Source organism: Chitinophaga sp. LS1 (assembly GCF_034274695.1).
Taxonomy (GTDB): Bacteria; Bacteroidota; Bacteroidia; order Chitinophagales; family Chitinophagaceae; genus Chitinophaga.
Genome location: NZ_CP128362.1, coordinates 6,995,805 through 7,012,692, shown reverse-complemented (window position 1 = coordinate 7,012,692; position 16,888 = coordinate 6,995,805). Strand labels below are relative to the sequence as shown.

The following is a 16,888-nucleotide window of genomic DNA, read 5'->3' as shown; positions in this document are numbered from 1 at the left end:
ATAAGAACGCTTCTGCTATTCAACATCAGAAGCGTTCTTATTAATTATATGCGGCTTCTTCTGCCCATAACCAGTGAAATAACCAGCAGGATCAGGAAGATGAAGAAAATAATCTTTGCAATGCCTGCTGCACTGGCTGCGATACCACCAAAACCAAACAAAGCAGCGACTAAAGCGATAATTAAGAATGTAATTGTCCAGCGTAACATAACTTTAAGATTTTATAATGAGTAAATGTATTGTCATGGTATATGAATCTAAAATAATGCCGGAGAAGAAAAGCAGGTCTGGAGGGTGATTTGGGAAAGAATGTGTGACCTAACTTCCACAAAGTATGTATCGGGACCCCATCAGTACGGTGAAACTACCCTTTTTTTCTAAATATAGCGTATTCCATTATAGCAGGGGCTGCCTAATTCATCAATTTAGAAAAAGTTTCCATGGATTGTAAATTTTACAGCTGTCAGTGTTTATAAATTGTAAGGGTGTTCTATATTCAGATTGCTGGTAAGAGGGAATCGTAGGTACCTGAACGATAGGTAGCATGGCCGATATGCGGATATTATGGCCAATTAAAGATTTACTTTTTTGGAGGTGTCTATTTCCTATATTAACGGTATGTTTGGTACTGGTAACTAATTTACCATTTTTTTAGTAAGTGTCTTTTATTAATTTTACTCCCAGCAATGATTAGTAAAATAGGCTTCGACGTATTATTCAATAATGCCACGATTGGTATTATTGTAACAGATGAAAAGGGTAGGATTATACTCGCAAATCCTTTCCTGCTCAACCAATTTGGCTATAAAGAAGATGAGGTGCTGGGCCAGCTCATAGAGCTTCTTGTACCTACCCGTTTTCAGCACCAGCATGTTCACCACAGAGATGGTTTCAATAAGCATCCCCGGAATCGTCCTATGGGCGCCGGTCTGGAACTTTTTGGCCGTCGTAAGGATGGGAGTGAGTTTGCTGTGGAGGTGAGTCTTGGTAACTATGTTACCGATGGCGGCCACTTTGTGATCGCCTTTGTGAGCGATATTTCTGCCCGCAAGGCTTCAGAGCAGGCACTCATTAACCTCAATGCAGAGCTGGAGGCGAAGGTAGATGAGCGTACCAAGGCACTTAGTGAGATGTTGGAGAAGGAGAAAGGGCTGAATGAATTGAAGTCGCGGTTCGTAACCATGGCGTCGCATGAATTCAGAACCCCACTGAGTACGATCCTTTCTTCGATCTTCCTGATTGCCAGGTATGAGACTACGGAGGAGCAGCCCAAGCGGTATAAGCACATAGAGCGGATCAAATCGGCCGTGAATATGTTGACGGATATTCTGAATGATTTCCTATCGGTAGGGAAGATAGAAGAAGGAGCGATACAGGTACGGTATTCGGAATTTGATATCAGGGCGCACATAGAGAATATTATCAGCGAACTCGTTGGACTGCTCAGACCAGGGCAGGAAATAGAATATGACCATATAGGGAAGACGATACTGACGCTTGACCCGGTTTTAATTAAGCATATTATTATCAATTTATTGTCTAATGCGATAAAGTTCTCGCTAGGTGAAAAGCCGGTGGTGTTGACGACTACGTATGTGGGGGATGAGTTGGTGCTGTCTGTGAAGGATCATGGGGTAGGGATTTCGAAGGAGGATCAGCAGCATTTGTTTGAAAGGTTTTTTAGAGGGGAGAATGTGTCGAATATACAGGGGACTGGGTTGGGATTGCATATAGTGGCGAAGTATACGGAGTTGATGAATGGGAGGATTGAGTGTATTAGTGAGTTGGATAATGGGACGGAGTTCCGGATTACGTTGAGATCACATAATTGATTGATATTTATAGAAGTATGGCCGGTAAGCCACCTTTTCGCGAGCCGGTCGTTAGGTATATAAGTTTGTTTTATTTTAGGTTTGTTTGTTTTCGAATTTTCTCCGTTTAGCATTTACGCCAGTTTATCCCGGTTTATTTCCCTACCTCTTATCTTTTGCCTCCTTCCAGTTATATTTTGCCTTTTGCTTCAAATACCCCCGGTTTACCTGGCAATGCCCCATTCCCCCTACTGACTGATCTTAAGCACCCTGCCCCCTGATTGCTATCATTGCTGACCAATGACAGCCGTCCTAAATTTATCTCCTAAAGACGAGTAACCAGCCCTTTACGACCGACGCCATTTACGAAAATTACGAACTCATTAAAGCGACTACTATGCTTTTATCACAGTTAAATACGTGCACCATGGAAATTTATATCAGCGAAGAAGACGTGCTGCAAAATATCCAGGACAAGTTTCAGGAAGCATATCCTCATCTCAGACTGGAATTCTATAAGCACCCCCATGAAGCAGGGGAAGGATGTCCCCGCAATGAGAAGTGGCCATTGAATACCCCCATCGAAGATATTCGTATGATCCACAGCTTTGGCTGGATCGACATCAGTGAAGATCGAACCGTAGCTGAACTGGAAAAGAATTTTTACAGACAAATAGGCCTGTCTGTGCAGGTGCTGCGTCAGAGCGGTCTTAACTGGCTGCTCACCACACGTACCGATCACCTGACACTTAAGATACAGGATGAGATGGGAGCTGGGGTACTATAAGGACCTTTTGGTCTGAAATCAGGTACCAGCCTGCTATTACCACAAATAGGTTAAAGTGCTGAAATATAGGAACCTATAAACTGAAGAATAGGCTTCTATATGCAGAAAAAATCAAAAACGAATCAACTCATAAAATCGCTGTATCAAAGAATGGGCAGCCCCCCTGCAGCCATGGTAAGGGCTGAACAGTAAGTACAAACCACTCAGCCCCTTTTCAGTAAAACGAAAGGGGCTGATCTTTTTAGAGACCAGCCCTGCATCGGGATTGCACCTTGTTACGATGGATTTTGGGTTAACATTGCTCGTCGTCGTCGTTGTTAAGATTTAGTCATAGGTATAGTGTGAAATAGGTAATGAATGTGTTAGTTATTGCAGACAAACAATGCCTGGCTGGACATCCGCTGAGATGGCAGCTCATTGTTCACTACAATAAATGCCCTTTCCTTACATCCCAGGTACTCTCTCAACTCGGGCAGTGTATGATGTGTAAAGGTCACATCTCTGTAATGGCTGGTAAACCATTTTCCCAGTTCCTCCTCATGTTCAGTTAAGCACACTACGTTTACCGGCAGATCTTTCAGATCCGGGAACAGGTAAGTAAATTGTTTGATAGCGTTAATACTGGCAGCTTCACCGTCGTAGATGAATACCAGCTGGTCTAATCCTTCAAAATGTGAGGGCATTACCACAACAGGACATGCTGCACCATGCAGCGCTATACCATCGGGTTGTAGCAGTACCAGGTCTGCAAAACGGCTTTCTGCAACCACACCGGCACTTGTAATCACCGTATGAGGGTGCAGCGCGCCTACTATACTCCTCGCATCACATGCCTTTTTAAAACCGCTGGCAGCACTATTTTGCAGGAAAATACCCGTCAGTTTTGATTTAGATAACTGACAGATAAAACCGGCAAAATCCATTGCTTTGTTGCTTAGTTGCTGTGCGTCGGTTACAAAGAGAATCTTTTCCATAGTATAACTGGTTTTAACAAAGGTATTACCGACGTGAGCGTTTTTACATGATAGCGGTCAAGAATGAGGGTGATGTTCGTAAGGGGAATTTTCTACTTCAGAAGTCGATTTGTCTGGTTCAGGGAATTCCGTTTGTTGGTTCAATAAGGATCAGGCAATTTTATGCTGCTTTAAAAAAAGTGTAACAATAAGCGTATATAACAGTTGTAGGTTTACGTAGTAAGCCGGGATATTCTTATCCCGGCTGTTTTACATTTTTATTTTAACAACTCCGCCAGCTTCTCTTCCAGCCTGGCACCTCTCAATCCTCTCGCTATTACCTTCCCATTGCTATCCAGCAGCAAATTATCCGGCACAGCATGAATATCATACAACGTCGCCACCGGCTCTTCCCAGCCTTTCAAACTACTTACATGATACCATGGCATACCATCTTTTTCAATCGCCGCCTCCCACTTTTCGTGCTTGCTATCCAGCGATACACTAAGAATATTAAACCCTTTCTCATGATATGCCTGATACGCCTTCACCACATTCGGATTCTCTGCTCTGCAAGGTCCACACCAACTCGCCCAGAAATCTACCAATGTTACCTTACCTTGTTTTAACACCGTATATAGTGCCAGACTATCCCCTTTCAAATCCGTAGAAGTAAACGCCGGCGCTTTCGCTCCGGGAGCCAGGTTGCGGGCAATGGCGAGTCTTTCGCCGAAGGCAATCCCTAAAGGTGTTTTACGCAACCACTCATCAATTCCCTCAAATAGCGGATTGTATTTCGTATAGTCTACTGCCGCCCCTGCCATATCACTAATGGTTTGCAATGCAATAAATGAATGCGGATGTGCTTTTACAAAACTCAATAAATAATTTGTGATGGAATCCTGCGTAGCTGCATAATCATCCTTTACTGTTTTTGCAAATGAATCACGCTGCGGACCTTTGGGGTATTTTTCAATCGCCAGGCGCAGCTCCATCATATGCTTGTTCAAAGGAATGATCACATCAGATCGCTCTTCATACACCGTATTCACTGGTCCGCCTTTTATTTTTGCATACTTTAAAGAATCAGTACCAGTAACACTGACCGTACCTTTCTCTACATAAATTTTGATAACATCCGGTACCTGTTTTTCATGTGTGAAATCGAGCTTCCGGATGTACATCAATGCTGGCTGTTCCAGGTTGAATCTGAGGGAAAATTTACCATCGTGCGCCACAATGGTATCATGCTTGTTGTCAACAAAATAGGTGAGGGAATCAATTCCTTTCCAGTTGGACATTTTACCTTCTACTTTGTAATCACCTTTTTGCGCAAATGCAAATGCAGGAAGGAGTAATAGTGTGAATAATAATCGCATGGTAGTAGCTTTTGTTAAATTATAACCTTCGTTTTGAGTTAAATTCGGATCACGCAGGGTGATAGGGAATAGTGTAATCATACCCTTTGTTTGGATTTAAGTTCGAATCACAGTGGATCTTTACAGACGGCAGAATGATTTTTTAATTATAACCTTCGTTTTGAGTTAAATTCGGATCACGCTGTATATCAGTCAATGGAAGAGGAAATAAGATATCCGTCGATGTCCAGCCTGATTTCACTGCACCGAAGATCGCATCTGCTTTTCCGCTTCTTTTTACATCCAACCATCTGTGGCCCAGTTCTGAGAATAATTCAATCCTTCTTTCGTGCAGAATGGTGTCTAATAATGCCTGTTGTGTAATACCTTCCATCATGAGTGGCAGGCCAGCTCTGTGCCTGATTGAATCTAAATCAGCGCTGGCGGATGCGATATTTCCTGCATGGGCATAAGCTTCGGCACGGATCAGGTATTGTTCACCCAATCTTAATAAGGTGGTATTTTCTGTTTTTGCAGTACCGGTTCCGAGAGATACTTTGTACTTATAAGGTGCATAGTAGGTGGCATTACTAATCGTCACTTTCGAGAGCCAGCTTGTTTTCCTGTTATCACCTTCTTCGAAACTGTTCAGGAGCGAGTTAGAAGCGAGGTGTGCTTTCAGGTTCACAAATACGTAAGCATCCCATGTATACAGGTTGGTACCCGGCGATACGAGTTGTAAAATATTCTCCTTGCCGGCATTGAGAAATACATTGTTCAGTGGCTCTAATGCATAATAGCCGGAGTTGATCACCGCAGTAGATTGTTCAATCGCTGCCTGCCATTGCTGGCGATACAGGTACACGCGGGCTAATAAGGCAGTGGCCGCCCATTTATTGGGTCTTACTCTATTGCCAGTGGCCGTGTAATTATTATCCAGACTACCTTGCGCTGTTTGTAAATCGGAAATGATTAAATTATAAACAGAATCTATGGAAGTGCGGGGCAGGTAAGTATTCGTGGTATAATCAGTGGTCAGTGGCATAGGCACAGGTCCATACAAATTCACTAAATAGAAATAATACAATGCACGGCAAAAGTGTGCTTCGCCGCCAATCCATAACTTCGCTGCAGGTGTTACATTGGGAGAATTCTCCAATCCCTGCAGAACGGCATTTGCCTGATAAATGGTGGTGTATAAATTCCCCCAAATGCTGGAACCGCTTTTAGAATTGGAAGTGCTGATGGCATTATTCTGGAAGTCTGTAAAATCGACCAGGGTAGACGTGGTAATGAGTTCATCAGAAGCCAATCCCGGGCATACGCTCAGGCTCCCCCCAAATGGTGCGTATAAGGCGGAAATCATTACACTGTACAAGCCTCTTACGGCAGCAGCAGCTTTGGTGTCGTCATCAAATACCACATTGGATGGGATCTGGTCTATTGGCTCCGCTACTTCTACGAATTTGGTACAACCAGCGAGTGTAAGTGTGATTAAAAATAAATATCGACGGAACATGTAATTTAGTTTTTAAGCCTGGAGAATTACTAATGGCGGCATGTAAAGGATCTTATCAATTTTTCACAGATCAGAGATTCAGTTGTATTCCACCCACAATCGTCCTCAACGGGGGCATGTACAAATAATTCTGTGTTTCCGGATCGCCTCCCTGATAACCAGTAATCGTCAGCAGATTCTGCGCCTGCACATATACCCTGCAGGAAAGAATACGTAGCCTTTTGAGCACCTCCTGCGGAATGGTATATGCCAGGGACACATTCTTCAACCGGATATAAGAAGCGTCGCCATACCTGTAATCTGAGAACATCATCGCATAATATCCACTCGTTCCCGTAATTGACCCTGCGGATAAAGTATACTTCTGATTCGCACTTTGATCCCCGGGTTTCTGCCAGCGATCCAGCAATAATTTAGGCTGGTTGTACATCGTACCGGGAGGGTTATACAATCCATTCGATCTGAAATTCATGCCTGTCTGTTTTACAAACTGAAACAGGAAATCCAGCTGAAATCCTTTGTACGAAAAAGTATTAGACAGGCCGCCATACAACCGCTGATCCGTTTTTCCATGTACTCCATAATCACTGGCATTTCCCAATCCATCTTTATTTACATCTTTGATGCTGTACAAACCATTGGAATCAAGACCTGTATAAACACTACCGTAAATCAGATTCAACGACTCGCCCAACTTATACTGATTTGCATAAGTAGAGGTAGCCAGATTCGGATATTTAACAAGCCTGTTCTGCGGAATTGTCACATTCAGATAACTATTCCAGCTAAATGTTTTTGTTTGAACATTCGTAGTATTGATAGAGATTTCAATGCCCCTGTTTTCAATCAATACCCCATTCAGATTCGCCGTAATCGATGAGAATCCTGTTGCATAGGGTAAGGGATACCCCACCAGCGGATCGGAAGATATATTGCGGTACAGGGCAACAGTAGTCAGCAGCTTATCCTTCAGGAAACCCAATTCCATCGCCACTTCCGTCTTGATATTCTTTTCCCAGTGGAGATTGGGATTATACAGGATAGTAGGGTAGAGGGATGCCGAATCAGTATAGTTATAGCTCGTCGCTTTCCAGCTATCCAGGTATTTATAATCACCAATTTTATCATTGCCCGTCAATCCATAACTGGCCCTGATCTTACCATAACTCAGTACTTGCTGTTTAGAAAGGAATTGTTCATTGGTAAATAACCAGGCACCTGCCAATGATCCAAAATTCGAAAAGCGATATTGTGGACCAAAGCGGCTGGAACCATCTCTTCTACCTGTAAAGTTGATCAGGTACTTGTTGTCATAATTGTAATTGGCCCTTGCAAAGAAAGCCTGGTAGCGGTAGTCGTTATTACTATTGGTAGTGGAAATGCTGTTGGTACCTGCTGCTGCCAGTGAGCCTAATAACTCATCGCTGGTATAGCCAGTCGCAATAATCATTAAACTATTATTCCTGATCGCATTGAAGGTGGCGCCGCCCAATAAAGTAAGTTTCCCTTTGGAGATATGCGTGTTGTATTCAATCTGTGGTTCTACAATCCAGCTCTTAAACTGATTATTACCTAACTGTAATGAGCCGGTAGCCGAACCTTTGGATGGGTTCTGTGCAGCACGTGGCAGTTTCTTTTGCTCATCGGCAATGGTGCTGTTGTAACCCAGGCTGGTGCGGAGTTCTAAGTTAGGCAGGATTCTATAGCCTAACAATAAATTCCCTTGCAGATTGCTGGTATTGATGCGGTAATTTTGGTTCAGGTACAAAGCCAGCGGATTATCTTTCGCGGTGATCCCTCCTTCATTCCATGCATAATTCCCCAGTGAATCATAGATCTGGAAGTTGGGCGGCAACTGCATCACAGAGGAGATATCAGTGGCAGGGATATTATTCTGGTCTACAGAATAACCGCCACTAAAGTTCAGGTTGAACCTTTTATCATCAGATCTGCTGGTGATGCCAATGTGCATAGAACCTCTTTGCTCGTGGCTATCGCCGGGGTATACGGTGGTCTGGTAATGATACCCGGTGCCAAGGATGTATTGTGTATTGACAGTACCACCTGCTATAGAAGCCTGTGCATCCGTTGTTGTAGCGGTATTGCCAATGAAGAGTTTAGTCAGGTCAGTATATCGGGTGGTATCATAAGCGAGCAGGTCATAGGCATTGGCATTCGTCATGGCGGTGTTGGAGTTGGTGAATGCCTCACGACGCATTTGCAGGTATTCCTGTGTATTCATCATGGGTACGGTGCGGGTTACCTTGCTGATACCATGACTCAGACCTACGTCCAGTCTGGTTTTTCCGGGTTTCCCTCTTTTGGTGGTGATCAATATTACGCCATTCGCACCACGACTGCCATAGATAGCGGTCGCATCAGCATCTTTCAGTACTTCAATGCTGGCGATATCGTTCATATTGATACTGTTGAAAGGGCTGATACCAGAGTTTAGCAGTACACCTGCAGCAGAAGTGAGTTTATTGATCTTGCCATTATTGGCCGCCATAGGTACACCATCTACAATGAAGAGAGGTTGGTCGTCAGAGAGGTTTTTGTCAAATGCCATGCGACCCCTGATCTCCACTTTGAAAGTAGAACCAGGAATACCGGAACTTTGGGTGACGATCATACCGGGTACCCTGCCTTCCAGCGCTGCCAGCGGGTTTTCTACGGGCTGAAGCATGAGTTCTTCGGCAGAGACCTTGTCGATATTGCCCGTGTTGTAGCGTTTGGAAGTAGCGCCATAAGCCTGCACGACTGTCTCATCCAGTTTGTTCAAAGCTGGGGTGAGACTGATGGAGATAATACGTTTTCCTCTAACGGGGATTTCCTGCGTTGTGTAACCGATGAAGGTAAAAACGAGTAGTGCATTTTCATCCACATTTTCGAGGGAGTATAGGCCATGGGCATCTGTCACAGTGCCGTCTTTGCTGTTTTTGACTCTTACTGATACACCTGGGAGGGCTACGCCTTTATCATCTGTGATGATACCCGTGACCTTGATGGTCAGGGGTTGTGCATCCATGACAGGGAGGGCGTACGGGAGGGGTGTTTTCTTCCTGATGATAATCGTTTTGCTTTCAATCGTATATTCCAGTGGTTGGTCATGGAGTACCAGATCCAGGAATACGGAAAGGTCGAGATGTTTTGCATCTACATTCACTGGTTTTGCGTTGGCGAGTACACTGCCGTTAGAGAAACAGACGTACCCGGTTTGCTTTTCGATAGCGTCCAGTACTGTTTTCATTGGCACATTGCGGCCGGTGAAGGTGATGGACTGCGAAACGCTTTTGGCGCTGACATGCAGGCAGCATACGAACAATAAGTAGGCGATGAATCGCATAGTGCGAAAGATTTTGGTCCAGGGCCCTGGTTCACGCAGGGCTTCGTAATAAGCAACGAATTGCATAAATTTGAAGAGGTTTGGTTGATTAATGAAATGTTTCTTTTAGTCGGGATACATTCAGAATTAAAAGGCCATACTGATTTATGCCGCTACGGATTGCAGTCTGTAGCGGTTTTTTGTGTGGCAGCGTGTACATTCAGAATTTTAAGGCTATGCCGGATGATGCTGTCAGGGATTGCAGTCCGTGGCGGTTGCTTCAGGCATAGTATGCATTTGGAAATAAAGCACTATTGATTTATGCGCTACGAATTACAGTCCGTGGCGGTTTCTTCCACCATAGTAATTATAGTCCATACCCTTTACGAATTGCAGTCCGTAACTTTTTTTCAGGCACAGGTGTTCCACCCTGGAGCTTTAGTCAGCCGCTTCAGGCAAATAATGAAAGAAATTTCTGAGAAAATTATGGCAGTACTACCAGGCGCTTATTACCTTCCAGCCTACAATTCAACTTCATGTAAGAAAAGATTTTGATAATTTGAGATAATTGTAAATGTCTATCCATCTTCCCATCAAACGTGATGGCTGGTATATTCCCTTCATATACGACGTCAATATCATACCACCTTGTCAATTGTCTCATTACCTCCGGCAGCGTGGCATTATGGAAATCAAAGAGCCCGTTTTTCCATGCCAGTACCTGTGCGGTATCTACATTCTGAATCGTCTCAATAGTTGTCAGCCCCGTGCGCGCCTGCTGCCCGGGATGCAGTGTAGCCTGCTCATTCCCGTGGTTCATACGAACAGCGCCGGTAAACAATGTAGTGGCAATACCACCTTCATTGGCATAGGCATTTATGTTAAAACTTGTACCGAGTACGACAATCGTGGTTTGATCATTGACCTTTACTTTAAAAGGTTGTTGCGCATTTTGTGCGATTTCAAAATAAGCTTCGCCCTGTACTTCTACGAGTCGTTCCGATGAGCTTTTGAAAGAAGTAGGATAACGCAGCGAAGAAGCAGCATTCAGCCATACATTACTGCCATCTGGCAGGGTCACCCTGAAAGTACCTCCGCGGGGAGTGGTCAGGGTATTATAACTTATCGCATTATAGGTAGCAGCGCCCGAATAGGCCAGCAATCCACCAGATTGATGCACACTGGTATTGCCCTGCATCCATGATCCTACGCCGGCACTATCCAATGGCACCGTTTGCCCGTTTGCCAGCGTAAGCACTGCTTTTGTAGTACCTGGTGCAACATCCGCAACAACCAGATTTGCCGGTGGAGGCACAGGTTTCTGCAACCACAAAGTGCCTGCCCCCAACAGGAGCAGGAGGACCGCCGCAGCGGCCCACCAGCCGTACCTGTGCAAAGTTGATATAGGATATGGATAAACAGGTGATTTGGACATCATTTGCTGAAAGATGGCATTACGGTCAGCGACTGGCGCATCATCGTAACGTTTCTCTGCGAGGATCTTTTCAATGTACGCAGCCCACTCTTCACGCAGGTCTTCGCGGGCAAGTAAAGCCCGGAATTCCTCCTGTTCTTCTTTGGTCATGCTGTCGGACAAGAATTTTTCCAATAATTCCTTCATATGTATAAAGACGAAAAAAATGGACGGGGTAATCCGTCGGTGAGGAAAATTTTTTCAGAAAAATTATAACTAGTTATATACTAGTTCCTTATCATTAAAAGTAAAAGCAGTCCCAATTCAATTTGCTTCCCTGCAAGGTATTTTTTGATAGCTACCAGTGATCGTGCTATGTAATTCTGGGAGGTTACTTTGGATATGTTCATCCTTTGTGCAATCTGGTCGTGGGTAAGTCCCTCAAACCTGCTCAGTTTAAAAGCAGTCTGCATTTGCGCGGGTAATTGATCTATAGCTGCATGTAGTTGTTTCTCAATGTCTTTTGTCGTTGCCGGTTGGTGTGCATCCTGATCGCCAGCCAGAAAATAGGCATCTATAAACTCAGCATAATCCGGACTTTGTTGTAACCGGCGCAGCTCATCCAGGATCATATTTTTCGCTACCTTGTACAGCCAGGCATCGAATCGCTCAATTCCGGGAAGTTTATCGCGCATGACCCACACCTTAGTAAATATCTCCTGTGCAAGGTCCTGGGCTAATTCCGGCGATTTTGTAAAATGCAACGCATTGGCATACATGCCATCCCAATATTGGTCAAAAAGCATACGAAAAGCCTTTTGGTCACCATTGGCTACACGGAGTAAGAGAGAATTTTCAGCTGCGTACATCAGGGGACTAAAATAGTAATTATACCGGTTTTCTATAAGCAATTGACTGAATGAAGTCAAAATAGAAGAAACGCTTATGAAGTACCTCGTATTTTCCCTGTTCAAAGCAAGTAGCCATGTTAAAGAGGGAGTTTGCTTCTATATTGCAGAACAATCTGAAGAAGGAATACATGATTTTTAGTAGCAATTTATGCCACCAACGGCTTTTTTCTTTGTCATAATAGAAATCTGCGAATAACCACAAACCGTCTTTTTTCAAAGAATTATGTAACTGCCAGAAGACAGATTGTGCCCGTTCAGGGACGAAATTGTCAAATAAGAAAGGGGTTATGATGACATCGTAGTCAAGGTCGGGGGTAAAATCTTCGATAGGGAGGTTGACAAAATCAACTGTATTTTCTTTATAGTCGCGCTTTTGAGAAAGGGTGATCATATTCCCCGATAGCTCCACATAGGTGATGCGTAACCCATTGTGGTGTAATTGCGCCAGTCTTTCTAAAATCCAGCCGGTACCCCCGCCTACGATGAGGACCTGGCTACCGGCTGGGATGTATTTCAATAAACTCACCTGTGCATTTTCCAGCGAGCGGTAAAATACCACTTTGCTCAGCCAGTCATATTGCGAGGCGACGATGTCGTAATTGTTTTTAGTCTGTTGCATGGTGCAACCTAAATGTAAGACATATTCATCAATGATCCGACAGCACCACCTTCACCTGCATCCCCACCTTCCGCTTCCTGGCCAGTAACAACAATGGCAATGCAAACAAAAACACTATTCCTACCATCAGGTAAGCATCATCATAACTCATCAGATTCGACTGTTTCGTAATCACAGCATCCACCACCTTTAATGCCTTCTGCTTTGCCTCCAACACCCCAAACCCATGTTGCATAAAATATCCCGTATAATCTGATATTCTCTTTACAGCCTCCGGATTATCAACGGTAATATTGCTAACAAGATCGGTTCTGTGTACTGCATTTCTATTAGTCAGGTATGTATTCACCATCGCCAACCCAAAACTACCGCCCAGTTGCCGCATCATATTATTCAACGCTGCTCCCTGTGGAATATCCTGTGGCTCCAGCGATGACACTGCCAACGTGGTCAATGGCACCGTCACTACAGCCAGTCCAACGGCACGCCATATCAAACTGGTCGTGATCAGATTGGCACTTGCATTCAGACTTAAATGCGACATCTGCCAGCTGAAGAGAACAAAGAGCAACATCCCGATTGTAATCATCACAATAGGAGAAACGCCTTTTTGTAACAGCGTAGCAGAGATCATCAATCCGCCGATGGCTAATAAGGCACCCGGTAGCAACAATAGTCCTGTTTGCGTAGGCGTGAATCCTAATAGTCGTTGCGCAAAAACAGGTGTCAGAAATACAGAACTGAATAGTCCGACTCCTGAAATGAAAGTAAGCACAGCCGCTAAGGTAAGGTTCTTACTCCTCAATACTTTCAGGTTCACCACCGGGTTGTTGGTTTTGAGTTCCCACCAGATAAAAAGTAATAATCCAAAGAAGGCGGTCACGCTTAAAAGGATGATATAATTTGCTTCGAACCAATCGTCCGTTTCGCCTCTTTCCAATACTGTTTGCAAAGATCCTACGCCAATTGCTAAGAGGAAGATTCCCAGCCAGTCTACTTTTCCAGCTTCCTGTTTGGTAGGTGGTTCTTTTAATAGCATATAACATATAACCGCAACAGTTATACCGATCGGTACGTTGATATAAAAGATCCATGGCCAGTCGTAGAACTCGGTGATATACCCGCCCAGTGTAGGCCCGATAGTGGGGCCTACAAACACGCCGATTCCAAAGAGCGCACTGGCCACATTCCGTTTTTCTTTCGGAAAGATCTCAAACACGATGGCTTGTGATACGGAGAGCAATGCCCCGCCACCTATACCCTGCAGGAAACGGAAAGCCACGAGAGTCCAGATATTCGACGCCTGTCCGCACATAAAAGAGAAGAAGGTAAAGGCGATGACAGAGCCGATATAGTAATTCCTTCTGCCCAGTTTTAAGACTAAAAAACTGGTGATAGGAATGATGATCACATTCGCAATGGCATAAGCCGTAATGACCCACGAAGTATCTTCCAGCGTAGCTCCCAGGTTCCCGCTCATATGAGAGAGCGCGACATTGACGATGGAGGTATCGATTAGTTCCATCACGGCCGCAGCGATGACGGTAACCAACAGAATGGTTTCTTTCTTCATACCGATCGGTATATATTAAGGCAAAGAATTAAATGCTGGCGTTGAGTGCCTGCAGTGCATTTTCAGGAGAGGAGAGGTAGAGTTGGTATATGCCGGCAGTATCGCCTACATGTATTTCATATAAATCATTTTGAAGACCTTCTATCAATCCGGCAGCGACTTGTGCAGGTGGAATACCTTTTTCCCCGCCTATTTCTTTAGAAAATTCTGTATTGACTAATGGGGGCATGAGTTCGAAAACACGTACAGGGGTATCTTTCAAAGTAAGGCGTAATACCCTGCTATAAGCATGCAAAGCAGCCTTGCTGACACTATAACCAGGAATATTGATACTTGGCGCAAAAGATACAATACTGGATACATTCACGATGGCAGCATAGGGTTGTTCACTTAATAAAGGCAGCAACTTTTCATTCAGACGAAGTACGGAGAGGTAATTGGTTTGCATTTCGGCACTGGCCTTTTCATATGCATTTGCCCCTGGGAGAAATCTGTAAGGAGAGGACGCGGCCCCTGCGTTATTGATCACAATATTTAAAGCAGGGAATTGTTCATTGAGTTGAGCGACGAGCTGGTTGACATCGTCTTCGCTGGTGACATCAGATACAATCGCGGTGGTATTTTTTAATTGCGCGGCCGCTGTTTTCAATCTTTCAGGATTACGACCTGTGATGATAACCTGGTTGCCCTGTGCGCTTAATTGCTGTGCGATTTCGAAACCGATACCGGCACTTCCGCCGGTGATAAGTACGGTATTGTTACTTGTGTTCATCTTGTTTGTTTTTAAATATACCGATCGGTATATTATTGTGCAAAAAAATATTTAGAGTGCGTTGATCATGTTTTCGATGGCGTTCATGATAGCAGAGCGGTAATTGAGTTTACCAGTTGCTTTGGTGATCATGATAGCTCCTTCGATGGTGGCGATGAGTGTGAGTGCGGTTTGCTCTATATTCATTCCTGGCTTGAATTCTCCCACTTCAATGCCTTTATTGAGAATATCAGCGAGTTTGTCTTTCCAGTTTCCGATGGCAGCGGCAGATTTCGCCCTCAGTTCCGGGTGAGTATCATCCGATTCCACGGCTGTATTCAGCACGGGGCAACCGCCGGTAGGGAAAGGTGAGTGCAGAAAATTGTCATAGATCCTGGTATAGACCAGGAGTTTGCCCCTGTAGGTCTTTTCCTTTTCGATGGCGCTGTTGATGATGCCGACTACTTTTTTGAAATTGAAGTCAAAGCAGGCGAGGGCCACTTCATCTTTGTTGGCAAAGTTGCCATAGATGGAGCCTTTGGTCAGTCCGGTTGCCTCGGTCATATCAGTGAGAGAGGTGCCGGCAAAACCCTTGGTATTGAAGATAGGAGCGGTTTTCTCCACTATATACTGCCTGGTTTTTTCTGCTTTGCTCATATCAAAACGATTAAGATGATGTAAAAATATACCGATTGGTATAATTCTCCAAATTTATTTTACTGCGAACTCATGTACAGTTAATATTAATACCTTTATGAAAATAGAGATAACCCGCCTATAACCTGCCTATAACCCGCTCATATCCCGCCCATAACCCGCATCTATATAGATACGGGATATCTACGGGTTATATACCTGTTACTTACGGCATAGGTACATTATAGGGTTATCGGTTACCATTAATTGTTAACAGCAGAACCATATCTTATGGCTATTATTAAATCAATATTCAAATTTGAAGGGAAACTGGAAGGAATGAATGCTTACCTGCCTAAGAACAGGGATGAATCCGAGGGATATATTCTCCGAACGAATGGAGGGCCTACCAGGAAACAAATTGAAAAACTACCTTCCTGTGAGTTGGTACGGCAAAACAATCATGAATTTGGAACCAGTTCTGCAGCTGCGAAGGCTGTCAGGATGGCGATCAGACCTGTCAGCCATTTGGCTGATATAAATTTGGCCTCCCAGTTTACATCTTTGTGCAGGCATATGCTCAAGCAGGATAAGGAGAATAAGCGGGGTGAACGAATGGTGTTTTTTTCAGAATTTGGGTACCTGATGAGTGGGGTCAACCTGAATAAAAATCATTTGTTTGATAGCGTGGTCCGGAACCCGGTATCCGCCACTTTAGATCATGCTACAGCTACCGCGGTGATACGCTTTCCTGCATTACAGCCTGGTGTGAACCTGGTACTTCCCTGGCAGCGCCCCTTGTTTCGGTTTATCATCAGTTTGGGGGTAGCCGGAAATTATCGTTCTCAACAGCCACCGGTTTCTTATAATACTGAGTGGTATTCCTCTCAGCAGGCACTGGAAGCACAGACGATTACTTTGCAATTAAGTAATAATAAATTCAGCGAGTATCAGTGTATGGTTGTAGCTGTAGGAGTGGAGATGGGTATGGTGGTGAGTGATGCCCTGGTGGAAAGTGTGAAGCATATAGGGTGTGGGAAGGTATTGATAGCAGGATAGGAGGTGAATGTAGGCGGATGTAATTTGAGATGGCAGGATAGGGGGTAGAATGTAGGCAGTTGTAATTTGAGATGGCAGGTTCCTGTCGGATGCTGTTGCAATAAGTGATAGGAGGTGAAGTAGAATTGCTGTCGAATGCAGCTGTAATTTCCCATTGGTTTCGTATCTTCAA

General features: G+C 44.3%; 14 protein-coding genes. 3 read left to right on the top strand and 11 right to left on the bottom strand.

Features of this window, described 5'->3' with window-relative positions; all coding sequences use genetic code 11:
* Window positions 1–44: 44 nt before the first annotated feature.
* On the bottom strand, window positions 45–209 hold the full coding sequence (locus QQL36_RS28635; RefSeq protein WP_083723962.1) for a DUF1328 family protein: 165 nt from the start codon (window positions 207–209) through the stop codon (window positions 45–47).
* Window positions 210–686: 477 nt separating this feature from the next.
* Between QQL36_RS28635 and QQL36_RS28630 the strand changes: the two genes are divergently transcribed.
* Both QQL36_RS28630 and QQL36_RS28625 read left to right on the top strand, forming a co-directional pair.
* Window positions 687–1,832, top strand: a complete 1,146-nt coding sequence (locus QQL36_RS28630) for a PAS domain-containing sensor histidine kinase (RefSeq protein ID WP_083723960.1) — start codon at window positions 687–689, stop codon at window positions 1,830–1,832.
* A gap of 406 nt (window positions 1,833–2,238) precedes the next feature.
* A complete protein-coding gene (locus QQL36_RS28625; RefSeq protein WP_083723958.1) occupies window positions 2,239–2,598 on the top strand; it encodes a hypothetical protein in 360 nt (119 codons plus the stop codon).
* 362 nt (window positions 2,599–2,960) lie between these two features.
* Here the strand turns inward: QQL36_RS28625 and QQL36_RS28620 are convergent, their stop codons facing one another.
* The 10 genes from QQL36_RS28620 to QQL36_RS28575 all read right to left on the bottom strand — a co-directional run bounded on the left by QQL36_RS28620 (window position 2,961) and on the right by QQL36_RS28575 (window position 15,678).
* Window positions 2,961–3,572, bottom strand: a complete 612-nt coding sequence (locus tag QQL36_RS28620) for a hypothetical protein (RefSeq protein WP_321567620.1) — start codon at window positions 3,570–3,572, stop codon at window positions 2,961–2,963.
* A 257-nt stretch (window positions 3,573–3,829) separates the two neighbouring features.
* On the bottom strand, window positions 3,830–5,011 hold the full coding sequence (locus QQL36_RS28615) for a TlpA disulfide reductase family protein (protein WP_321567619.1): 1,182 nt from the start codon (window positions 5,009–5,011) through the stop codon (window positions 3,830–3,832).
* Between the two features lie 61 nt (window positions 5,012–5,072).
* Entirely contained in the window at window positions 5,073–6,428 is a 1,356-nt protein-coding gene (locus tag QQL36_RS28610) for a RagB/SusD family nutrient uptake outer membrane protein (protein WP_083723952.1), read from the bottom strand.
* Window positions 6,429–6,498: 70 nt separating this feature from the next.
* Window positions 6,499–9,840, bottom strand: a complete 3,342-nt coding sequence (locus QQL36_RS28605; protein WP_321567618.1) for a SusC/RagA family TonB-linked outer membrane protein — start codon at window positions 9,838–9,840, stop codon at window positions 6,499–6,501.
* A gap of 397 nt (window positions 9,841–10,237) precedes the next feature.
* The gene (locus QQL36_RS28600) at window positions 10,238–11,374 is read right to left on the bottom strand and encodes a FecR family protein (protein WP_321567617.1); all 1,137 of its coding nucleotides are present in this window, start codon (window positions 11,372–11,374) and stop codon (window positions 10,238–10,240) included.
* Between the two features lie 80 nt (window positions 11,375–11,454).
* Window positions 11,455–12,036, bottom strand: a complete 582-nt coding sequence (locus QQL36_RS28595; protein ID WP_321567616.1) for an RNA polymerase sigma factor — start codon at window positions 12,034–12,036, stop codon at window positions 11,455–11,457.
* Window positions 12,037–12,055: 19 nt separating this feature from the next.
* A complete protein-coding gene (locus tag QQL36_RS28590) occupies window positions 12,056–12,697 on the bottom strand; it encodes a class I SAM-dependent methyltransferase (protein ID WP_321567615.1) in 642 nt (213 codons plus the stop codon).
* Between the two features lie 28 nt (window positions 12,698–12,725).
* Entirely contained in the window at window positions 12,726–14,270 is a 1,545-nt protein-coding gene (locus tag QQL36_RS28585; RefSeq protein ID WP_321567614.1) for a DHA2 family efflux MFS transporter permease subunit, read from the bottom strand.
* A 28-nt stretch (window positions 14,271–14,298) separates the two neighbouring features.
* Complete coding sequence (locus QQL36_RS28580; RefSeq protein WP_321567613.1) at window positions 14,299–15,042, bottom strand: SDR family oxidoreductase; 744 nt, start codon at window positions 15,040–15,042, stop codon at window positions 14,299–14,301.
* 51 nt (window positions 15,043–15,093) lie between these two features.
* Window positions 15,094–15,678 carry a TetR/AcrR family transcriptional regulator gene (locus QQL36_RS28575; protein ID WP_321567612.1) on the bottom strand — a complete coding sequence of 195 codons (585 nt, stop codon included), beginning with the start codon at window positions 15,676–15,678 and terminating at the stop codon, window positions 15,094–15,096.
* A gap of 270 nt (window positions 15,679–15,948) precedes the next feature.
* Between QQL36_RS28575 and QQL36_RS28570 the strand changes: the two genes are divergently transcribed.
* A complete protein-coding gene (locus QQL36_RS28570; RefSeq protein WP_321567611.1) occupies window positions 15,949–16,716 on the top strand; it encodes a hypothetical protein in 768 nt (255 codons plus the stop codon).
* Window positions 16,717–16,888: the final 172 nt, after the last annotated feature.